Source organism: Croceibacterium ferulae (assembly GCF_003660445.1).
Lineage (GTDB): Bacteria > Pseudomonadota > Alphaproteobacteria > Sphingomonadales > Sphingomonadaceae > Croceibacterium > Croceibacterium ferulae.
Map to the genome: position 1 here is coordinate 135,351 of NZ_QZVQ01000010.1, position 14,254 is coordinate 149,604.

At 66.6% G+C, this 14,254-nt stretch carries 12 protein-coding genes and 2 tRNA genes; 3 read left to right on the forward strand and 11 right to left on the reverse strand.

The genetic code is table 11. The features are described 5' to 3' along the window. Positions 1–10 precede the first annotated feature (10 nt). The 5 genes from D5S08_RS13210 to recJ all read right to left on the reverse strand — a co-directional run bounded on the left by D5S08_RS13210 (position 11) and on the right by recJ (position 4,561). Positions 11–985 (reverse strand): substrate-binding domain-containing protein, encoded by a 975-nt coding sequence (locus D5S08_RS13210; protein WP_241557401.1) that lies wholly within the window; start codon positions 983–985, stop codon positions 11–13. Between the two features lie 173 nt (positions 986–1,158). Next, complete coding sequence (locus D5S08_RS13215; RefSeq protein ID WP_121119300.1) at positions 1,159–2,397, reverse strand: sensor histidine kinase; 1,239 nt, start codon at positions 2,395–2,397, stop codon at positions 1,159–1,161. Between the two features lie 138 nt (positions 2,398–2,535). Continuing rightward, positions 2,536–2,610 (reverse strand) — tRNA-Glu (locus tag D5S08_RS13220). 25 nt (positions 2,611–2,635) lie between these two features. Then, a tRNA-Glu gene (locus tag D5S08_RS13225) sits at positions 2,636–2,710 on the reverse strand. A 69-nt stretch (positions 2,711–2,779) separates the two neighbouring features. After that, positions 2,780–4,561, reverse strand: coding sequence for a single-stranded-DNA-specific exonuclease RecJ (recJ, locus tag D5S08_RS13230; RefSeq protein WP_121119302.1), 1,782 nt, complete (start codon positions 4,559–4,561; stop codon positions 2,780–2,782). A 226-nt stretch (positions 4,562–4,787) separates the two neighbouring features. Here recJ and D5S08_RS13235 point away from each other — a divergent pair, with 226 nt between their 5' ends. Next, positions 4,788–5,537, forward strand: coding sequence for a hypothetical protein (locus tag D5S08_RS13235; RefSeq protein ID WP_126665565.1), 750 nt, complete (start codon positions 4,788–4,790; stop codon positions 5,535–5,537). After that, entirely contained in the window at positions 5,534–6,202 is a 669-nt protein-coding gene (locus D5S08_RS13240; RefSeq protein WP_121119306.1) for an AHH domain-containing protein, read from the forward strand. Before D5S08_RS13235 ends, D5S08_RS13240 begins: the two co-directional genes overlap by 4 nt. On the opposite strand, the gene leuA is transcribed toward D5S08_RS13240, so the two are convergent. The 6 genes from leuA to miaA form a co-directional block, all read right to left on the reverse strand. Then, a complete protein-coding gene (leuA, locus tag D5S08_RS13245) occupies positions 6,199–7,884 on the reverse strand; it encodes a 2-isopropylmalate synthase (RefSeq protein WP_121119308.1) in 1,686 nt (561 codons plus the stop codon). The genes D5S08_RS13240 and leuA overlap by 4 nt on opposite strands. Positions 7,885–8,104: 220 nt before the next feature. Continuing rightward, the gene (locus D5S08_RS13250; protein ID WP_121119310.1) at positions 8,105–8,752 is read right to left on the reverse strand and encodes a YceI family protein; all 648 of its coding nucleotides are present in this window, start codon (positions 8,750–8,752) and stop codon (positions 8,105–8,107) included. Between the two features lie 154 nt (positions 8,753–8,906). Continuing rightward, positions 8,907–9,926, reverse strand: coding sequence for a ketol-acid reductoisomerase (gene ilvC / locus D5S08_RS13255; RefSeq protein WP_121119312.1), 1,020 nt, complete (start codon positions 9,924–9,926; stop codon positions 8,907–8,909). A gap of 70 nt (positions 9,927–9,996) precedes the next feature. Further along, positions 9,997–10,512, reverse strand: a complete 516-nt coding sequence (gene ilvN, locus D5S08_RS13260) for an acetolactate synthase small subunit (protein ID WP_121119314.1) — start codon at positions 10,510–10,512, stop codon at positions 9,997–9,999. Positions 10,513–10,544: 32 nt separating this feature from the next. Next, complete coding sequence (gene ilvB, locus D5S08_RS13265) at positions 10,545–12,287, reverse strand: biosynthetic-type acetolactate synthase large subunit (RefSeq protein WP_121119316.1); 1,743 nt, start codon at positions 12,285–12,287, stop codon at positions 10,545–10,547. Positions 12,288–12,413: 126 nt separating this feature from the next. Then, positions 12,414–13,364 (reverse strand): tRNA (adenosine(37)-N6)-dimethylallyltransferase MiaA, encoded by a 951-nt coding sequence (gene miaA, locus D5S08_RS13270; protein WP_121119319.1) that lies wholly within the window; start codon positions 13,362–13,364, stop codon positions 12,414–12,416. Between the two features lie 2 nt (positions 13,365–13,366). Here miaA and serB point away from each other — a divergent pair, with 2 nt between their 5' ends. Next, positions 13,367–14,251, forward strand: a complete 885-nt coding sequence (serB, locus tag D5S08_RS13275) for a phosphoserine phosphatase SerB (RefSeq protein WP_121119321.1) — start codon at positions 13,367–13,369, stop codon at positions 14,249–14,251. Positions 14,252–14,254 lie beyond the last annotated feature (3 nt).

A 14,254-nucleotide genomic window follows, 5' to 3' on the forward strand; every position in this document is an offset into this window, starting at 1 on the left:
GATGCGGACCTTACTCGAAATCGGCCGCGGTAAGGGTCGTATACCGCGTGGCAGCTACGGCGCTGCGCTGCGCCACGTCGGGCGGGCTCGCGACCAGGCCGATATCGGTCAGCGGACCATCACGACCCCAGCTTTCCACCCATTTGGCAAGGAAAGCCTTCAGGCCGGGGATCGCCTGCAGGTGAGCTCGCTTTACATAGATGTAGAGCGGCCGTGCACCCGGATAGGCGAAGCTGGCGATGTTGTCGTAGGTCGGTTGCACGCCGTTCATCGGCAGGCCCTGCACATTGTCGGCATTTTCTTCCAGATAGGAATATCCGAACAGGCCGACCGCCCGCGGATTGCTCCGGATCTTCTGGACGATCAGATTGTCCTGCTCACCCTGATCGACAAAGGCCCCGTCGCTGCGCACTTCGGTGCAGATCTGCTCGTACCGGGCCTCGTCGCTTTCCTTCAGCGCCGCCATGCGTGGGTCGGCATTGCAGCCCGGGATCAGAATCAGTTCCTTCAGCGCGTCACGGGTGCCGGAGGTGGAGGGCGGCCCGTACATCAGGATCGGCTGGTTCGGCAGCGACGCGTCCACATCGGACCACAGGCGCGCCGCCTGCGGTCGGCCGTAGGGATTTGCGGCGATTGCGCGGTAGATGATCTCGGGGCTCAGGTTCAGCTGGATGCCGTTCTTCGCGCTGGCGAAGGCGATGCCGTCCAGCCCGACCTGGATCTCCATCACGTCCTCCACGCCGTTGGCCTGACACTGGGCGAACTCGGACGCCTTCATCCGTCGGCTGGCATGGGCGATGTCCGGCGTGCTGGCCCCAAGGCCGGCGCAGAACAGATTGATGCCGCCGCCGGTGCCCGTCGCCTCGATGATGGGGGAAGGGAACTCGGGATGCGAGCGCGCAAAGGCTTCCGCCACCGTCTTGGCGAACGGGTAGACCGTGGACGACCCGACCGCGCGGATGGATTCCCGGGTGCCGCCGGTCATGCATGCCGCCAGCGACAGGCTGGCGCAAAGTGCAACAACAGATGATGCGATGAACCGCTTCATGCCGGACCTGCCAGCCTTTCCATAAGATGTGTGGCGACCGGCACAGCCAACCGGCGGGCGTGATGCGGATTGTTCCGTCCAGCGCCCGTTGTTGGATGAATGCGACAGCTTCATGACAAGGCTACTCCACCGGTGCCGCTGTTCTCGTCGTTCGCACCGGTCGGTGCGCCGGCAACGGGCAGGTGGATCGTCACAATTGTGCCGCTGCCCTGCCGACTGGCGATGTCCAGCCGCCCGCGATGCCGTTCCACGATATGCTTGACGATCGCCAGGCCGAGGCCGGTGCCGCCTGCGGCGCGGCTGCGGCCGGGATCGGTGCGGTAGAAGCGGCGGGTCAGGTGAGGGATATGTTCGGGCGCAATGCCTTCCCCCTGGTCACGCACGATGATCGCGGCACAGGAACGCCGCGCGGGCGACAGCTCCACGCAGACGGGCGTGTCGGGCGCGCCATATTTCAGCGCATTGTCGACAAGATTTCGCACCAGCTGCTCCAGCTGTCGCTGATCGCCTTGAGTGTGCATCGCTTCGTCCGAGATGTGGAACTCCAGCCGGCTCTGACGCTCCGGCCCGGCCGCATCACGCGCCGCCTGCCCGACCAGCGGCTTCAGGTCGACCAGTTCGCGGGGACGGTCGTGCTTCTCCGCCTCCACCCGGGATAGGGACATCAGATCGCTGACGAGGTTCTGCAGCCGACGCGCTTCGCGCAGCACGATTCCGTGAAAACGGTCGGCGCGGGCGCGATCAAGCGTTTCCGACTCCTCCACCAGCGTCTCCATATAGCCGATGATGGAGGATAGCGGCGTGCGCAGTTCGTGGCTGGCGTTGGCGACGAAATCGGTGTGCGCGCGGCTGACATCGGCCTCGGCCGTGCGGTCCACCAGTTCCACGAGGGAATAACGCTGGTCCAGCGTCTGGCGCGTGATCTGCCAGATGCTGCGCGGTCCGGTCAGACCCTGGATGGTGGCACCGCCGCCCTCGGACCGGGCAAGCAGTTCCACCGCCTCCGGATGACGGAAGGCGACCCGGGCGTCCTGGCCTAGCACATGCGTGCCCAGCGCCTCGCGCGCGGCGGCATTGGCGACGATGATGCGCATGCCGTCCAGCATCAGCACCGGCTGGATCGACTGTTCGAACAGGTCGCGCATGCCCGTGCGCGTCAGCTGTACGCTTTCCGCATTGGCGGCCGGCGTGGCGGCGCGCTGCTGCGGCGCGACCAGCCAGAAGGTGGCAATCCACACCAGAACCAGCACGCCGATCAGCAGCGGATTCTCGCCCGCCAGCAACAGCGCAACACCTGACGCCAGGGCAATCAGGATGGCTGCGGTCGGGAACGGCCTGCTCTCGATCATGGCGCGGCCCTAGCGACCGGATCGCCGGCGTGCCAGCCCGAAAGCGCGACCTGTCGCTGCAGGGCAGCATAGGTCCGTGCCCGGTCCGATTGTGGACCGTTGCACGGGCCAGCCATGTCTGGTGAGGATGTGAATGACTGGTGACCCCTACGGGAATCGAACCCGTGTTTCAGCCGTGAGAGGGCCGCGTCCTAACCGCTAGACGAAGGGGCCGAAGCCATTCAATTGCGCACCGCGATGGTGACCCCTACGGGATTCGAACCCGTATTTCAGCCGTGAAAGGGCCGCGTCCTAACCCTTAGACGAAGGGGCCTTGTCGCGAAGGCGAGGGGGGCCTTTAGGGGCGCCCGGCGATCCGGTCAACCCCGCTTTGGCGCTTCTTTCAATCGGCAAAAGCAGCGTCGTCCAGATGCAGTTCGGCACGCGGGGTCTGCCCCCAATCATCGGTCCGCGCCCGGCCTGCCAGCCACAGCCGGCGCCCCTTCGCGCCATGCAGCAGGGTCTGGCCCAGCAGTGTCTCCGCCATGCGGAAACCGACCGCCTTCAGGGATGCGCCATCGGCCCCTCCGGCGATCAGGCGGACATGGCCGTTGCCGACCACCTCGGCGCGGACCAGATGGACCGGGCCGACCACCACCCGCGGGCCGGGCCAGCCGACGCCGAACGGACCCGCGCACTCCAGCTCCTCCACCAGACCCGCGGTCAGTCCGCGCGGCGTGAGCGCCAGATCAAGCAGCAGCGCACCACCGGTGCTGGCACGGGCGACGGGTGCGGCCAGGTGCGATTCGATCCATGCGGCAAACTCCGCCACGCGATCATTGTCCACCGTCAGCCCCGCAGCCATCGCATGACCACCACCCGCAACCAGCAAGCCACCATCGCGCGCGCCGATGATCGCCGCCCCCAGATCGACCCCGGCGATGGAGCGGCCGGATCCCTTGCCCTGGCCGGTCGCGACATCCAGCGCGATCACGATGGCTGGCTTGCCATACTTCTCCTTCAGCCGGCCGGCGACGATGCCGATCACACCCGGATGCCATTCAGTGCCGGACACCACCAGCACAGCGCGATCGGTCTGCCTCGCCGCCTGCATCTCGGCGGCTTCCTGCACCGATTGTTCGATCGCGCGGCGTTCCTCGTTCAGCTGGTCCAAACGGGCCGCGATCATGCGTGCTTCCTCCGGATCACTGGTCGTCAGCAGACGGACACCCAGGGCAGCATCGCCCACCCGCCCGCCGGCATTGATGCGCGGGCCCAGGGCGAAGCCGCAATCGCTGCAGGTGGGCGCGCGGCTCAGCCGGCTGGCGTCGATCAGCGCCGCAATGCCGACATTGTCGCGCCGGCGCATGACCTTCAGCCCCTGCGCCACGAAGGCGCGGTTCAGCCCGCGGATCGCCGCAACATCGGCCACGGTGCCCAGAGCCACCAGATCCAGCAGCGACAGCAGGTCCGGTTCCTGCCTGCCGGAGAAGTAGTCCCGCCCGCGCAGCACCCGCACCACGGCGACCGCCAGCAGGAAGGCGACACCCACGGCCGCCAGATGGCCATGCGCGGTGCCCGTCTCCGCCTCGTCCAGCCGGTTGGGATTGACCACGGCATAGGCGGTCGGCAGCTCCGCCGTGCATTGATGGTGGTCCACCACCACCACATCAATCCCCGCATCATGCGCTGCGGCAAGCGGGGCGAAAGCGGTGGCGCCGCAATCCACCGTCACGATCAGAGTCGACCCTGCGCGGCCCAGCCCCAGCAGGGCTGCTTCCGTGGGCCCGTAACCCTCCGTCAGCCGGTCCGGGATATAATGCGTCGCATTGTGCCCTAGCATACGCAACAACCGGATCAGCAGGGCTGCACTGGTGGCACCATCGACATCGTAGTCCCCGAACACCGCCACCTGCTCACGCGTGATGACTGCGTCGGCAAGGCGTTCGGCCGCGCGATCCATGTCGTTGAAAAGCGAAGGATCTGGCATGAAATCGCGCAGGCTGGGCGTACGATGGCGGGCAAGATCATGCCGCTCCACCCCCCGTGACAGCAGCAGGTGAGTGACCAGATCCTGGCCCAATCCGGCCATGCCGTCGGCGCCGGACGCATCGCCGCCACGCCAACGCCAGGTCTTGCCAGACAGGGATTGTTCTATACCTAAGAGTGCAGGGCAGGTTGCCATGATAACCGCCTACTCCAATGCGTTCTCAGGTGCAAAGCGGTGTAGCCGGCGCGGAACAGCCTCGCGCTCACCCTGTGCGGAGGTGTGTGATTTTGCGTTCCGTCCCAAACAGAAACGGCCGTCCAGCCCCATCTCGACCTGTTTAGGATTTCCGGTGCATACGCGCGCTTCCACAGGAAACGGGGGACAACAGATAAACGGCGGGGTGCACCCAAGTGCTGCAGGCATGCTTACTGCAGCTTCGCTCCTCTTTGCGCCCGGCCGTCGGCCGTCGGCGGCGGAGGTACGCGCCGCCGCGCAGCGTGATGGCGGCTTTACGATCAGCGTTGACCCCTCCGACGAATCCTCTGCCGGTGCCGCTGACCCGGAGGCATTGCGCTGGCTGGAGCTGCTGGCCAACGGCCTGACCTTCGATCTGGAGGGACTGCGGCCGGGCGAAGCTGAACCCGCCCCGCCAGCCGGGCACTTCTACGGGCTGCCGGCAGACTTCGCGCCGGGCATGCTGGAGGCGGTCACCTTGCGACCCGGTCCGCATCTTCGGGCAGGCGGCACGATGCTGCCAGTGGTCCGCGGCATGGCGTGGCTGATGGCGCGGCTGGCGCAGATGCCGTTTGTCCAGGCGGTTGCGTGGCACCCGGCGCGCACCTGGTGCAGCCCGCGCCATTTCAGCGATTCCGTGATCCGCTGGGCCGAAGGCGGCCCGTTCCCCGGCCTCGGCCTCGCCGCTTTGGCGCCAACGCCCGAGGGCGGCCTGCAGAGTGAGGGGCTGAGCCTGTTCACCGGCCAGGAGCTGCGGGTGGAGCCTCAGCTGGTGATGGATCGTGCGGCCGGCGCCCGTCTGGCGCTGCGCATGCTGCACTGGCTGGTGGAGAACGGCCGCCTGACCGATCCCGTGACGCTTGCCGGCCCGGGCGGCGAGGCGCTGCTGCTCGACCCTTCACCCAGCGGACGGTTTGTGAGCGCATCGCGCGCATGAACCCTGCGAGGCCGCCATTCCGGCGGTCTGGCGCGCGGGCCGCGATTGTTGCGCGGCCGAAACTCCCGTTTCCATCGGTCAACAATCCAGGGCAACCCGGCTATCGGACCGGCATGCAGCGGCACCATCTGCTGCCCCGGCAATTGTTGAGCCACCACGCGCATGGCCGGCTGTTCGACGAGATCGGGCGCGACCGGATCGGGTTTGACGATTTTCGCAGCAACGGCCTGCTGCTGCCCTCCACGGAAGGCACGGCGCAACAGACCCGGATGCCGCTCCATCGCGGGCCCCATCACGCTTACAACGCGATGGTCGCGGAACGGATGGGGCAGATCGAGTCCGACTGGTCGCGCATGCGGCCAAAGGCGCCCGAGATCGCGCTCGACCAGGCGATCATGCGCATCGACCTGCTGCAGCGCGCGCTGCGGCGCCGCCTGCTGGCGGAGGATCGCACCCGCTTCAAGCTGAACCGTAGAGACCGGCTGGGCGAGGAGGTCGACTTCACGGTGCTGGACGCCATGGCCGAGCTGCTGTGGAACAGCACGGAGCCCGGGCTGCCGCCGGATGTGCTGATCATGGCGGGCGAACCGCATCCGCCGCTGGAACCGGCGCCGGCCGCCCAGAAGCTGGACGACCGGTCGCTGATCGACTGGATCTTCGGCTAGGCTGGCCGCGCGACTGCGTTGTTCGCGGCAGACAGGATGGCACGTACGCTGGCAGTGGCGACGTCCTCGTCCACGCCGACACCCCACACGATGCCTCCATCAGGCAACGCGCATTCCAGATAGGCGGCAGCCCGGGCATCGGTGCCCTTGGCCAGGGCATGTTCGCTGTAATCCAGCACGTCCAAATGCAGGCCGTAGGTCTGCTGCAGGGTGGCCAGTACGCTGGAGACCAGCCCCTTGCCCCGGCCGCTGACCTTCTGCGTCTGGCCACCGACCGTTATCGTGCCGGTGAACAGGCGCGTGCCGTCGGTGGCGCGGGTCTCTTCATAATCGACCAGGTCGAAGGTCGGTGTCGCGGCTTCCAGGAAGTAGGCCGAGCGGAACGCATCCCAGATGTCCGCACCGTTCAGTTCGCGGCCCAGTTCGTCGGCCATGCGCTGCACATGGCGGCTGAAATCGGCCTGCAACCGCTTGGGCAGCTTCAGCCCCTGGCCCTGTTCCAGCACCCAGGCGAACCCGCCCTTGCCGGATTGCGAGTTGACCCGGATCACCGCCTCGTAACTGCGCCCCAGATCGGCCGGGTCGATTGGCAGGTAAGGCACACGCCACAACTCGTCATTGCGGGCGGCCTGCGCCTCGAACCCCTTCTTGATCGCGTCCTGGTGGCTACCGGAAAAGGCGGTGAAGACCAGTTCCCCGCCATAGGGATGGCGCGGGTGCACGGGCAGCTGATTGCAATATTCGACCGTCTCGATGACCCGGTCGATGTTCGAGAAATCCAATTCCGGATCAATGCCTTGCGTGTACATGTTGAGAGCGACTGTCACCAGGCAGCAATTGCCGGTGCGCTCCCCATTGCCGAACAGGCAGCCTTCGATCCGGTCCGCGCCTGCCATCAGGCCCAGCTCGGCCGCGGCCACGCCGGTCCCACGATCATTGTGCGTGTGCAGGCTGATCACCGCAGCCTCGCGGTTGGGCAAGTGGCGGCAGAAATACTCGATCTGGTCGGCATAGACGTTCGGCGTCGCCGCCTCCACCGTGGCCGGCAGGTTCAGGATCAGCGGACGCTCGACCGTGGGTTGAAGCACGTCCATCACCGCGGCGCACACCTCGATGCTGAAATCGAGTTCTGCAGTGGAGAAGGTCTCCGGCGAATATTCGAACAGCCATTCCGTGCCGGGGCGTCGTTCCGCTTCGGCCGCCAGGTTCTGCGCTCCCGCGACGGCAATCGCCTTCACCTCCTCGCGGCTCATGCGGAACACGATCTCGCGCCAGGCGGGGCTGACCGCATTGTAGAGGTGCACGATCGCGCGGGGCGCGCCTTCCAGGCTTTCGAAGCTGCGGCGGATCAGGTCCTCGCGCGACTGGGTCAGCACTTGGATCGTCACATCTTCCGGCACCCGGCCGGACCGGACCAGATCGCTGATGAAGTCGAACTCGGTCGCGCCGGCACTGGGGAAGCCGACCTCGATCTCCTTTACGCCGATTCCCAGCAGCAGGTCGAAGAAGCGGTTCTTCTTCACCGCATCCATTGGATCGATGATCGACTGATTGCCGTCGCGAAGGTCGGTGGACAGCCAGCGCGGCGGCTGGGTTATGACACGGCCCGGCCATTGGCGGTCGGGAAGGTCAATGGCGGGGAAGGGCCTGTACTTGCGGCCCGGTTCCTTCAGCATGGTCATGGCTTCGATTGCCTTCGCTTTGCCCCGCCGCGGGCGGCAGAGGCTGTTCGACTTCGCAGGTGCAATTGGCCCTTAGGCGAATGGCCCCTTGCTTCACGCGCAAGGAGCCGTGACGCGCCTAAGGGCGCGTTAGTCGAAGCAGCGATAGCAGCTCGCGGGCGTTCATGCCGGGCTGTGTAGGCGGGCAGGGTGGGGCTGTCCACCCTGCCCGCAAACAGGCTTACTGCTTTTCGAACGCGATCGTGATGTTCAGCTCCACCTCGTCCGACACCACGGGCAGGGCGCCGTTGACCCCGAAGTCGGAACGGCGGATCGTCGTCGTGCCTTCGAAGCCGACAGTCGGCGTCTGGCTCATCGGATTGGCGCCGGCGCCGGTGAACTCGGCGGCGATGGTGACGGGCTTGGTAACGCCGTTCAGCGTCAGGTCGCCATTGATCGTCGCGCCGGTCTGGCCGGTCGGCTGGACCGAGGTGGAGACGAAGCGCGCCGGGGCGGCCTCTGCGCCGAAGAAGTCGGGTGCCTTGCCGTCGGCGCCGGGACGCAGCAGGTGGGCGGTCAGCCCTTCGCTGGCGGTGACGACATTGGCGATCGGCACGGTCACGTCCACCTTGGCCGCCGCGGGGTTTGCCGGATCGATCGTCAGCGTACCGGCCACATCACCGAAGATGCCGAAGTAATCGTTGAACCCGAAATGGTTGACCCGCCAGCCGATCAGCGAATGGCTGGCATCGGCGGCATAGGTGCCGGCGGTGACGCGGCTTGCATCCATCTGGCCCGGCAGCTGCGGGGCATCCTGCGCCTGCAGGGTTGCAAAGGCGCCGGTGCTGATGGCGGCGGCGGCGATGGTGCTCAGGATGATCTTGCGCATGGTGGTAGGCTCCCCGTTGGTGCTTGCTGGCGCAACAAGTGGGGCATGCCGGGGCAACGCTCAAGAAGGCACAAGGGTGTTACCGCTGCAGTTCTTCGTGGCAGCGCCTGCCTGCCCCCGCCCATATCCGGGCGAGGGCAGCTCCGGCGTCAGGTCAGTTCTGTTCCTTGTCGACCAGCTTGTTGGCACCGATCCACGGCATCATGGCGCGCAGCTGTTCGCCCGTGCGCTCGATCGGGTGCTGTGCCTGCTTCTTGCGGCTCGCCTTCAGTTCCGGGTTGCCGGCGGCATTGTCCAGCATGAAGCGTTGCACGAAGCGGCCATCCTGGATGTCGGCCAGCACGCGCTTCATTTCCTTCTTCGTCTCTTCGGTGATCAGGCGCGGGCCGGTGTGGATGTCGCCATATTCGGCGGTGTTGCTGATGGAGTAGCGCATGTTGGCGATGCCGCCTTCATACATCAGGTCCACGATCAGCTTCATTTCGTGCAGGCACTCGAAATAAGCCATCTCGGGCGCGTAGCCGGCTTCCACCAGCGTCTCGAAGCCGGCATTGATCAGTGCGGTCAGGCCGCCGCACAGCACCGCCTGCTCGCCGAACAGGTCGGTCTCGCACTCTTCCTTGAAATCGGTCTGGATGATGCCGGACCGGCCGCCACCGACGGCGCTGGCATAGGCCAGCGCGATGTCATGCGCGTTGCCGCTGGCATCCTGGTGCACCGCGATCAGGCAGGGCACGCCGCCGCCCTTCCTGTATTCGCCGCGCACCGTATGGCCGGGGCCCTTGGGCGCGATCATGATGACGTCGATGCCCTCGTCAGGCTCGATCAGGCCGAAATGCACGTTCAGGCCATGGGCGAAGGCGAGGGCGGCGCCAGGACGCAGGCGGCCCTTCAGGTCGTCGGCCCAGATCTTGGCCTGGTGCTCGTCCGGCGCCAGGATCATCAGGATGTCGGCCCAGCCGGCCGCGTCCTGGTTGCTCATCACCTGAAAGCCGGCGCCTTCCGCCTTCTTCGCGGAGCCGGAGCCCGGACGCAGCGCGATCGCGACGTTCTTCACGCCGCTGTCCCGCAGGTTCTGCGCGTGGGCATGACCCTGGCTGCCATAGCCCAGGATCGCGATCTTCTTGTCCGTGATCAGGTTGAGATCGGCGTCGGCGTCGTAATAGACCTTCATTGTACTTCCCTTCCATCGGGCGTGCGCCCGCCAGCCCCTGACGGGGCGTCATGCTGCAATCGTGAAAAACTCAGATACCCTGCGCGCCGCGCATCATGCCGACGATGCCGGTGCGGCCAACCTCCACCAGCCCCAGCTCCCGCATCAGGGCGATGAAGCGGTCGATCTTCTCCGGCGCGCCGGTCAACTCGAACACGAAGCTGCCGGTGGTGGTGTCGACCACGCTGGCGCGGAACACATCGGCCAGACGCAGCGCCTCGACCCGGTGATCGCCTTGTCCGACGACCTTCACCAGTGCCAGCTCGCGCTCCACATGCGGGCCCTCATCCGTCAGGTCGACGACCTTGTGCACCGGCACCAGCCGTTCCAGCTGCGCGATGATCTGGTCGATCACCGGCGGCGGACCGTTGGTGACCACCGTGATACGGCTGGTTGCGTGGTCCTCCGTGATGTCGGCCACGGTCAGGCTGTCGATATTGTAGCCGCGCGCGGTGAACAGGCCGGCGATCTTGGCCAGGATACCGGCTTCGTTGTCGACGATCACGGTCAGGACGTGCCGTTCCGCCTGGCGGTGCTGTATCTGCATGGTGGATCCTGCGGAAATCGGGAGGAGGGCGGTCACACCAGCGCCTTGGCGTCATCCGCCATGGTGCCGGCATGGACATCGCCGTTCAGCAGCATCTCGGTATGCGCCGCGCCGCTGGGAATCATGGGGAAGCAGTTCGCATCCTTGCTGACCTGGCAGTCCACGATCACCGGGCCGTCATGGTCCAGCATGGCGCGGATGCCATCATCGAGCCCGGCCTCGTCCGAGATGCGGATGCCCTTCCAGCCATAGGCCTCGCCCAGCCGCACGAAGTCGGGCAGGCTGTCGGAGTAGCTGTTGGAATAACGGCTTTCATAGGTCAGCTCCTGCCACTGGCGGACCATGCCCATATATTCGTTGTTCAGGATGAAGATCTTCACCGGCAGGCGATACTGGCTGGCGGTGCCCAGTTCCTGAATGTTCATCTGGATGCTGGCCTCGCCCGCAATGTCGATCACCAGCGCGTCGGGATTGCCCAGCTGCGCACCGATCGCCGCCGGCAGACCATAACCCATCGTGCCCAGGCCCCCGCTGGTGAGCCAGCGATTGGGATCCTGGAACCCGAAATATTGCGCGGCCCACATCTGGTGCTGGCCGACCTCGGTGGTGATGATCGGCTGCCGCTCGCGCGTCATCTCGTACAGGCGCTGCACCGCCAGTTGCGGCATCAGCGCATCCTTGCGGTGCGGAAAGGCAAGGCAATCGCGCGCGCGCCAGCCGGCGATGCGCGCCTTCCATTCGCCCAGGTCGCGCCCGCGGGCGTCGCCCCACGCGGCGATCAGCTGTTCCAGCACGGTGCCGCAATCGCCCACGATGCCGAGGTCCACCGGCACCACCTTGTTGATGCTGGCCCGATCGATGTCGATGTGGATCTTGGTGGAATGCGGGCTGAAGGCATCCAGCCGCCCGGTCACGCGATCATCGAACCGCGCGCCGATGCAGACCATCACGTCGCATTCGTTCATCACCATGTTCGCTTCCAGCGTGCCGTGCATGCCCAGCATGCCCAGCCAGTCCGGATGATCGGCGGGAAATGCGCCCAAACCCATCAGCGTGGAGGTGACTGGCGCGCCGGTCAGCGATTGCAGCCGGCGCAGGGCCGCGCTGGCATGCGGGCCGGAATTGATGACCCCGCCACCAGTGTAGAACACCGGCCGCTCCGCGTTCCTGAGCAGTTCCAGCGCCTCCGCAATCTCGTCCGGCGCAGCGACCGTGCGCGGTTCGTAGCGGCGCTGCCGGCGCGGGCGGTCGTCCTGCAGCGGGGCAGTGGCGACCTGCACGTTCTTGGGAATGTCGATCACGACCGGGCCGGGGCGACCGGTGGTGGCGATCAGGAACGCTTCCTCGATCGTGTGTGCCAGGTCCGCCGGGTCGCGGACGAGGTAGTTGTGCTTGGTGCAATGGCGCGTCAGGCCGACCGTGTCCGCCTCCTGAAAGGCGTCCGTGCCGATCAGATTGGTGGCGACCTGCCCGGTGATGACGACCATCGGGATGGAATCGAGGAACGCATCGGCGATGCCGGTGATCGCATTGGTCGCGCCAGGGCCGCTGGTCACCAGCACCACGCCGGGCTTGCCGGTGGAGCGGGCATAGCCTTCCGCCGCATGCGCCGCGCCGGCCTCGTGCCGCACCAGGATGTGGCGCAGGCGCGTGTCGCTGAACAGCTCGTCATAGATCGGCAGCACCGCACCGCCAGGATAGCCGAACACGAACTCCACGCCCTGCTGCACCAGGGACTCGATCAATATCGCAGCGCCGCTGCGTTCTTTCGTCACCGGACCATTCCTTTGCTTGGGTTGGAAAAAACCGACCCGGCACGATTGCCTCGTGCCGGGTCGCTCCTCTCCAGCCGGTGCAGGGCCGCAGCCCCGCTTCCCGGCCCAACTATGCGACACAAAATGTCATGTCAACCGCAAAGTGCGCAATATTCTTGTTATCTGAGCGTCTTGTTCCATGCCGGTTTGCCCGATCCGGGGCCAGCCTGACGGAGGCTGGTGACGGAACCAGGTATATTGCCGCTTGGCGTATCTCCGTGTCGCCTGCTGTCCGTGCACGATGGCGTCCTCCCGGCTGGACCGCCCCTCCAGCCAGGCGGCGATCTCCGGCACGCCGATCGCGCGCATCACCGGCAGCTCCGGCGACAGCCCGCGGACGAGCAGGGCGGCGACTTCCTCCACCGCACCGCCATCCATCATGCGGGCGAAACGCAGGTCGCAACGCTCATACAGCCAGTCGCGATCGGGCAGCAGCACAAGGGCGTGCAGCTCCACGGCATCCCCGATCCCGCCTTCGCGCCGTTCCTGCCACCAGCCGAGCGGGTGCCCGGTGGATCGCACCACCTCCAGCGCGCGAGCGATCCGCTGGCTGTCGCCGGCATTCAATATCACGGCGCGTGCGGGATCTTCCCGCTCCAGCGCGGCATAGGCGTCGGCCACCGAAAGGGCGCGCACCTCCGCGCGCACCTCCGCCACAATCGGCGGGATCGGCGCGATTCCCTCCAGCAAGGTGCGCAGATAGAGCCCGGTGCCGCCCACAAGGATCGGCAACGCGCCCGCTTCATGGGCTTTGGCGATCTCGCGCCGGGCGGCGGTGGCCCAGTCCGCGGCGGAGCATGCATCCGCCCCGTCCCAGGCGCCGAACAGGCGATGCTCCACCCCCTGCATTTCCGCCGCATCCGGCCGGGCGCTCAGGACCGCGAGGTCGCGATAGACCTGCGCGCTGTCCGCATTGATGATGCGGGCAGGGCAGCCGGCACCTTCCACCGCCAGCGCCAGCCGCACGGCCAGATCGCTCTTGCCGCTCGCGGTCGGCCCTGCGATGAGCGCCACCCGCTCACGCATCGAAAGTCTCATCCTTGCTCATCGCCCGGCTCATAGCAGACCCTGCCACGCTCGACAGACAGCTCGATGCCGCCAGCGCCGCACTGGCGCAGCGGGGCATGGCGCTGGCCGGCGCCAGCCTGCTGGATCACTGGAGCGACGTACTCGAATTGATGCTGCCGGGTGACGACCTGGCCGCGTTGAAGCAGGTGATCCGCGATCATTTCGATCCCAGTGACGCCATCATCGCGCGGGACGAGATCCGCGTACCCGACCTGTTCGTGTCCGATATGGATTCCACCATGATCGGGCAGGAATGCATCGATGAACTGGCCGACTTCGCGGGCCTGAAGGATCGCGTCGCGGCTATCACCGAACGCGCGATGCGGGGCGAACTGGACTTTGCCGACGCGCTGCACGAACGCGTCGCCCTGCTGGAAGGACTGGAGGAGGAGGCGATCGGCACCTGCCTCGCCACCCGCATCCACCCCGTTCCCGGCGCGCGCGTGCTGGTGGCGACGCTCCGCCACCGCGGCTGCCGCACCGTGCTGGTGACCGGCGGGTTCCACCACTTCGCCGATCCGGTGGCAGAACGGCTGGGCTTCGACCGGGTGGTCGGCAACCGGCTGTCCGTGGCCGATGGCAAGCTGGACGGCCGGCTGGCGGGCCCGATCGCCGATGCGGCCAGCAAGGAACGCACCCTGCGCGAGGAACTGTCGCTGCTCGGCGATCAGGCGGTCTCCATGGCCGCCGGCGACGGGGCGAACGACATCCCCATGCTGCGCACCGCCAGCTACGGTATCGCCTATCGTGCGAAGCCTGCCGCGCGGGAGGCGGCGAATGGCTGGGTGGAGCGTGGCGAACTGACCGCGCTGCTGAAGCTGATGGGCATTCCCGAGCATGAGTGGGTTGCAGGCTAACCT

Bases quoted from the DNA above. Each gene is read 5' to 3' on its own strand.
- ilvN (WP_121119314.1), bottom strand. From the start codon at position 10,512: ATGCAGATACAGCACCGCCAGGCGGAACGGCACGTCCTGACCGTGATC.
- ilvC (WP_121119312.1), bottom strand. From the start codon at position 9,926: ATGAAGGTCTATTACGACGCCGACGCCGATCTCAACCTGATCACGGAC.
- D5S08_RS13240 (WP_121119306.1), top strand. From the start codon at position 5,534: ATGAACCCTGCGAGGCCGCCATTCCGGCGGTCTGGCGCGCGGGCCGCG.
- leuA (WP_121119308.1), bottom strand. From the start codon at position 7,884: ATGACCATGCTGAAGGAACCGGGCCGCAAGTACAGGCCCTTCCCCGCC.
- D5S08_RS13235 (WP_126665565.1), top strand. From the start codon at position 4,788: ATGCTTACTGCAGCTTCGCTCCTCTTTGCGCCCGGCCGTCGGCCGTCG.
- recJ (WP_121119302.1), bottom strand. From the start codon at position 4,561: ATGGCAACCTGCCCTGCACTCTTAGGTATAGAACAATCCCTGTCTGGC.
- D5S08_RS13250 (WP_121119310.1), bottom strand. From the start codon at position 8,752: ATGCGCAAGATCATCCTGAGCACCATCGCCGCCGCCGCCATCAGCACC.
- D5S08_RS13210 (WP_241557401.1), bottom strand. From the start codon at position 985: ATGACCGGCGGCACCCGGGAATCCATCCGCGCGGTCGGGTCGTCCACG.
- miaA (WP_121119319.1), bottom strand. From the start codon at position 13,364: ATGAGACTTTCGATGCGTGAGCGGGTGGCGCTCATCGCAGGGCCGACC.
- D5S08_RS13215 (WP_121119300.1), bottom strand. From the start codon at position 2,397: ATGATCGAGAGCAGGCCGTTCCCGACCGCAGCCATCCTGATTGCCCTG.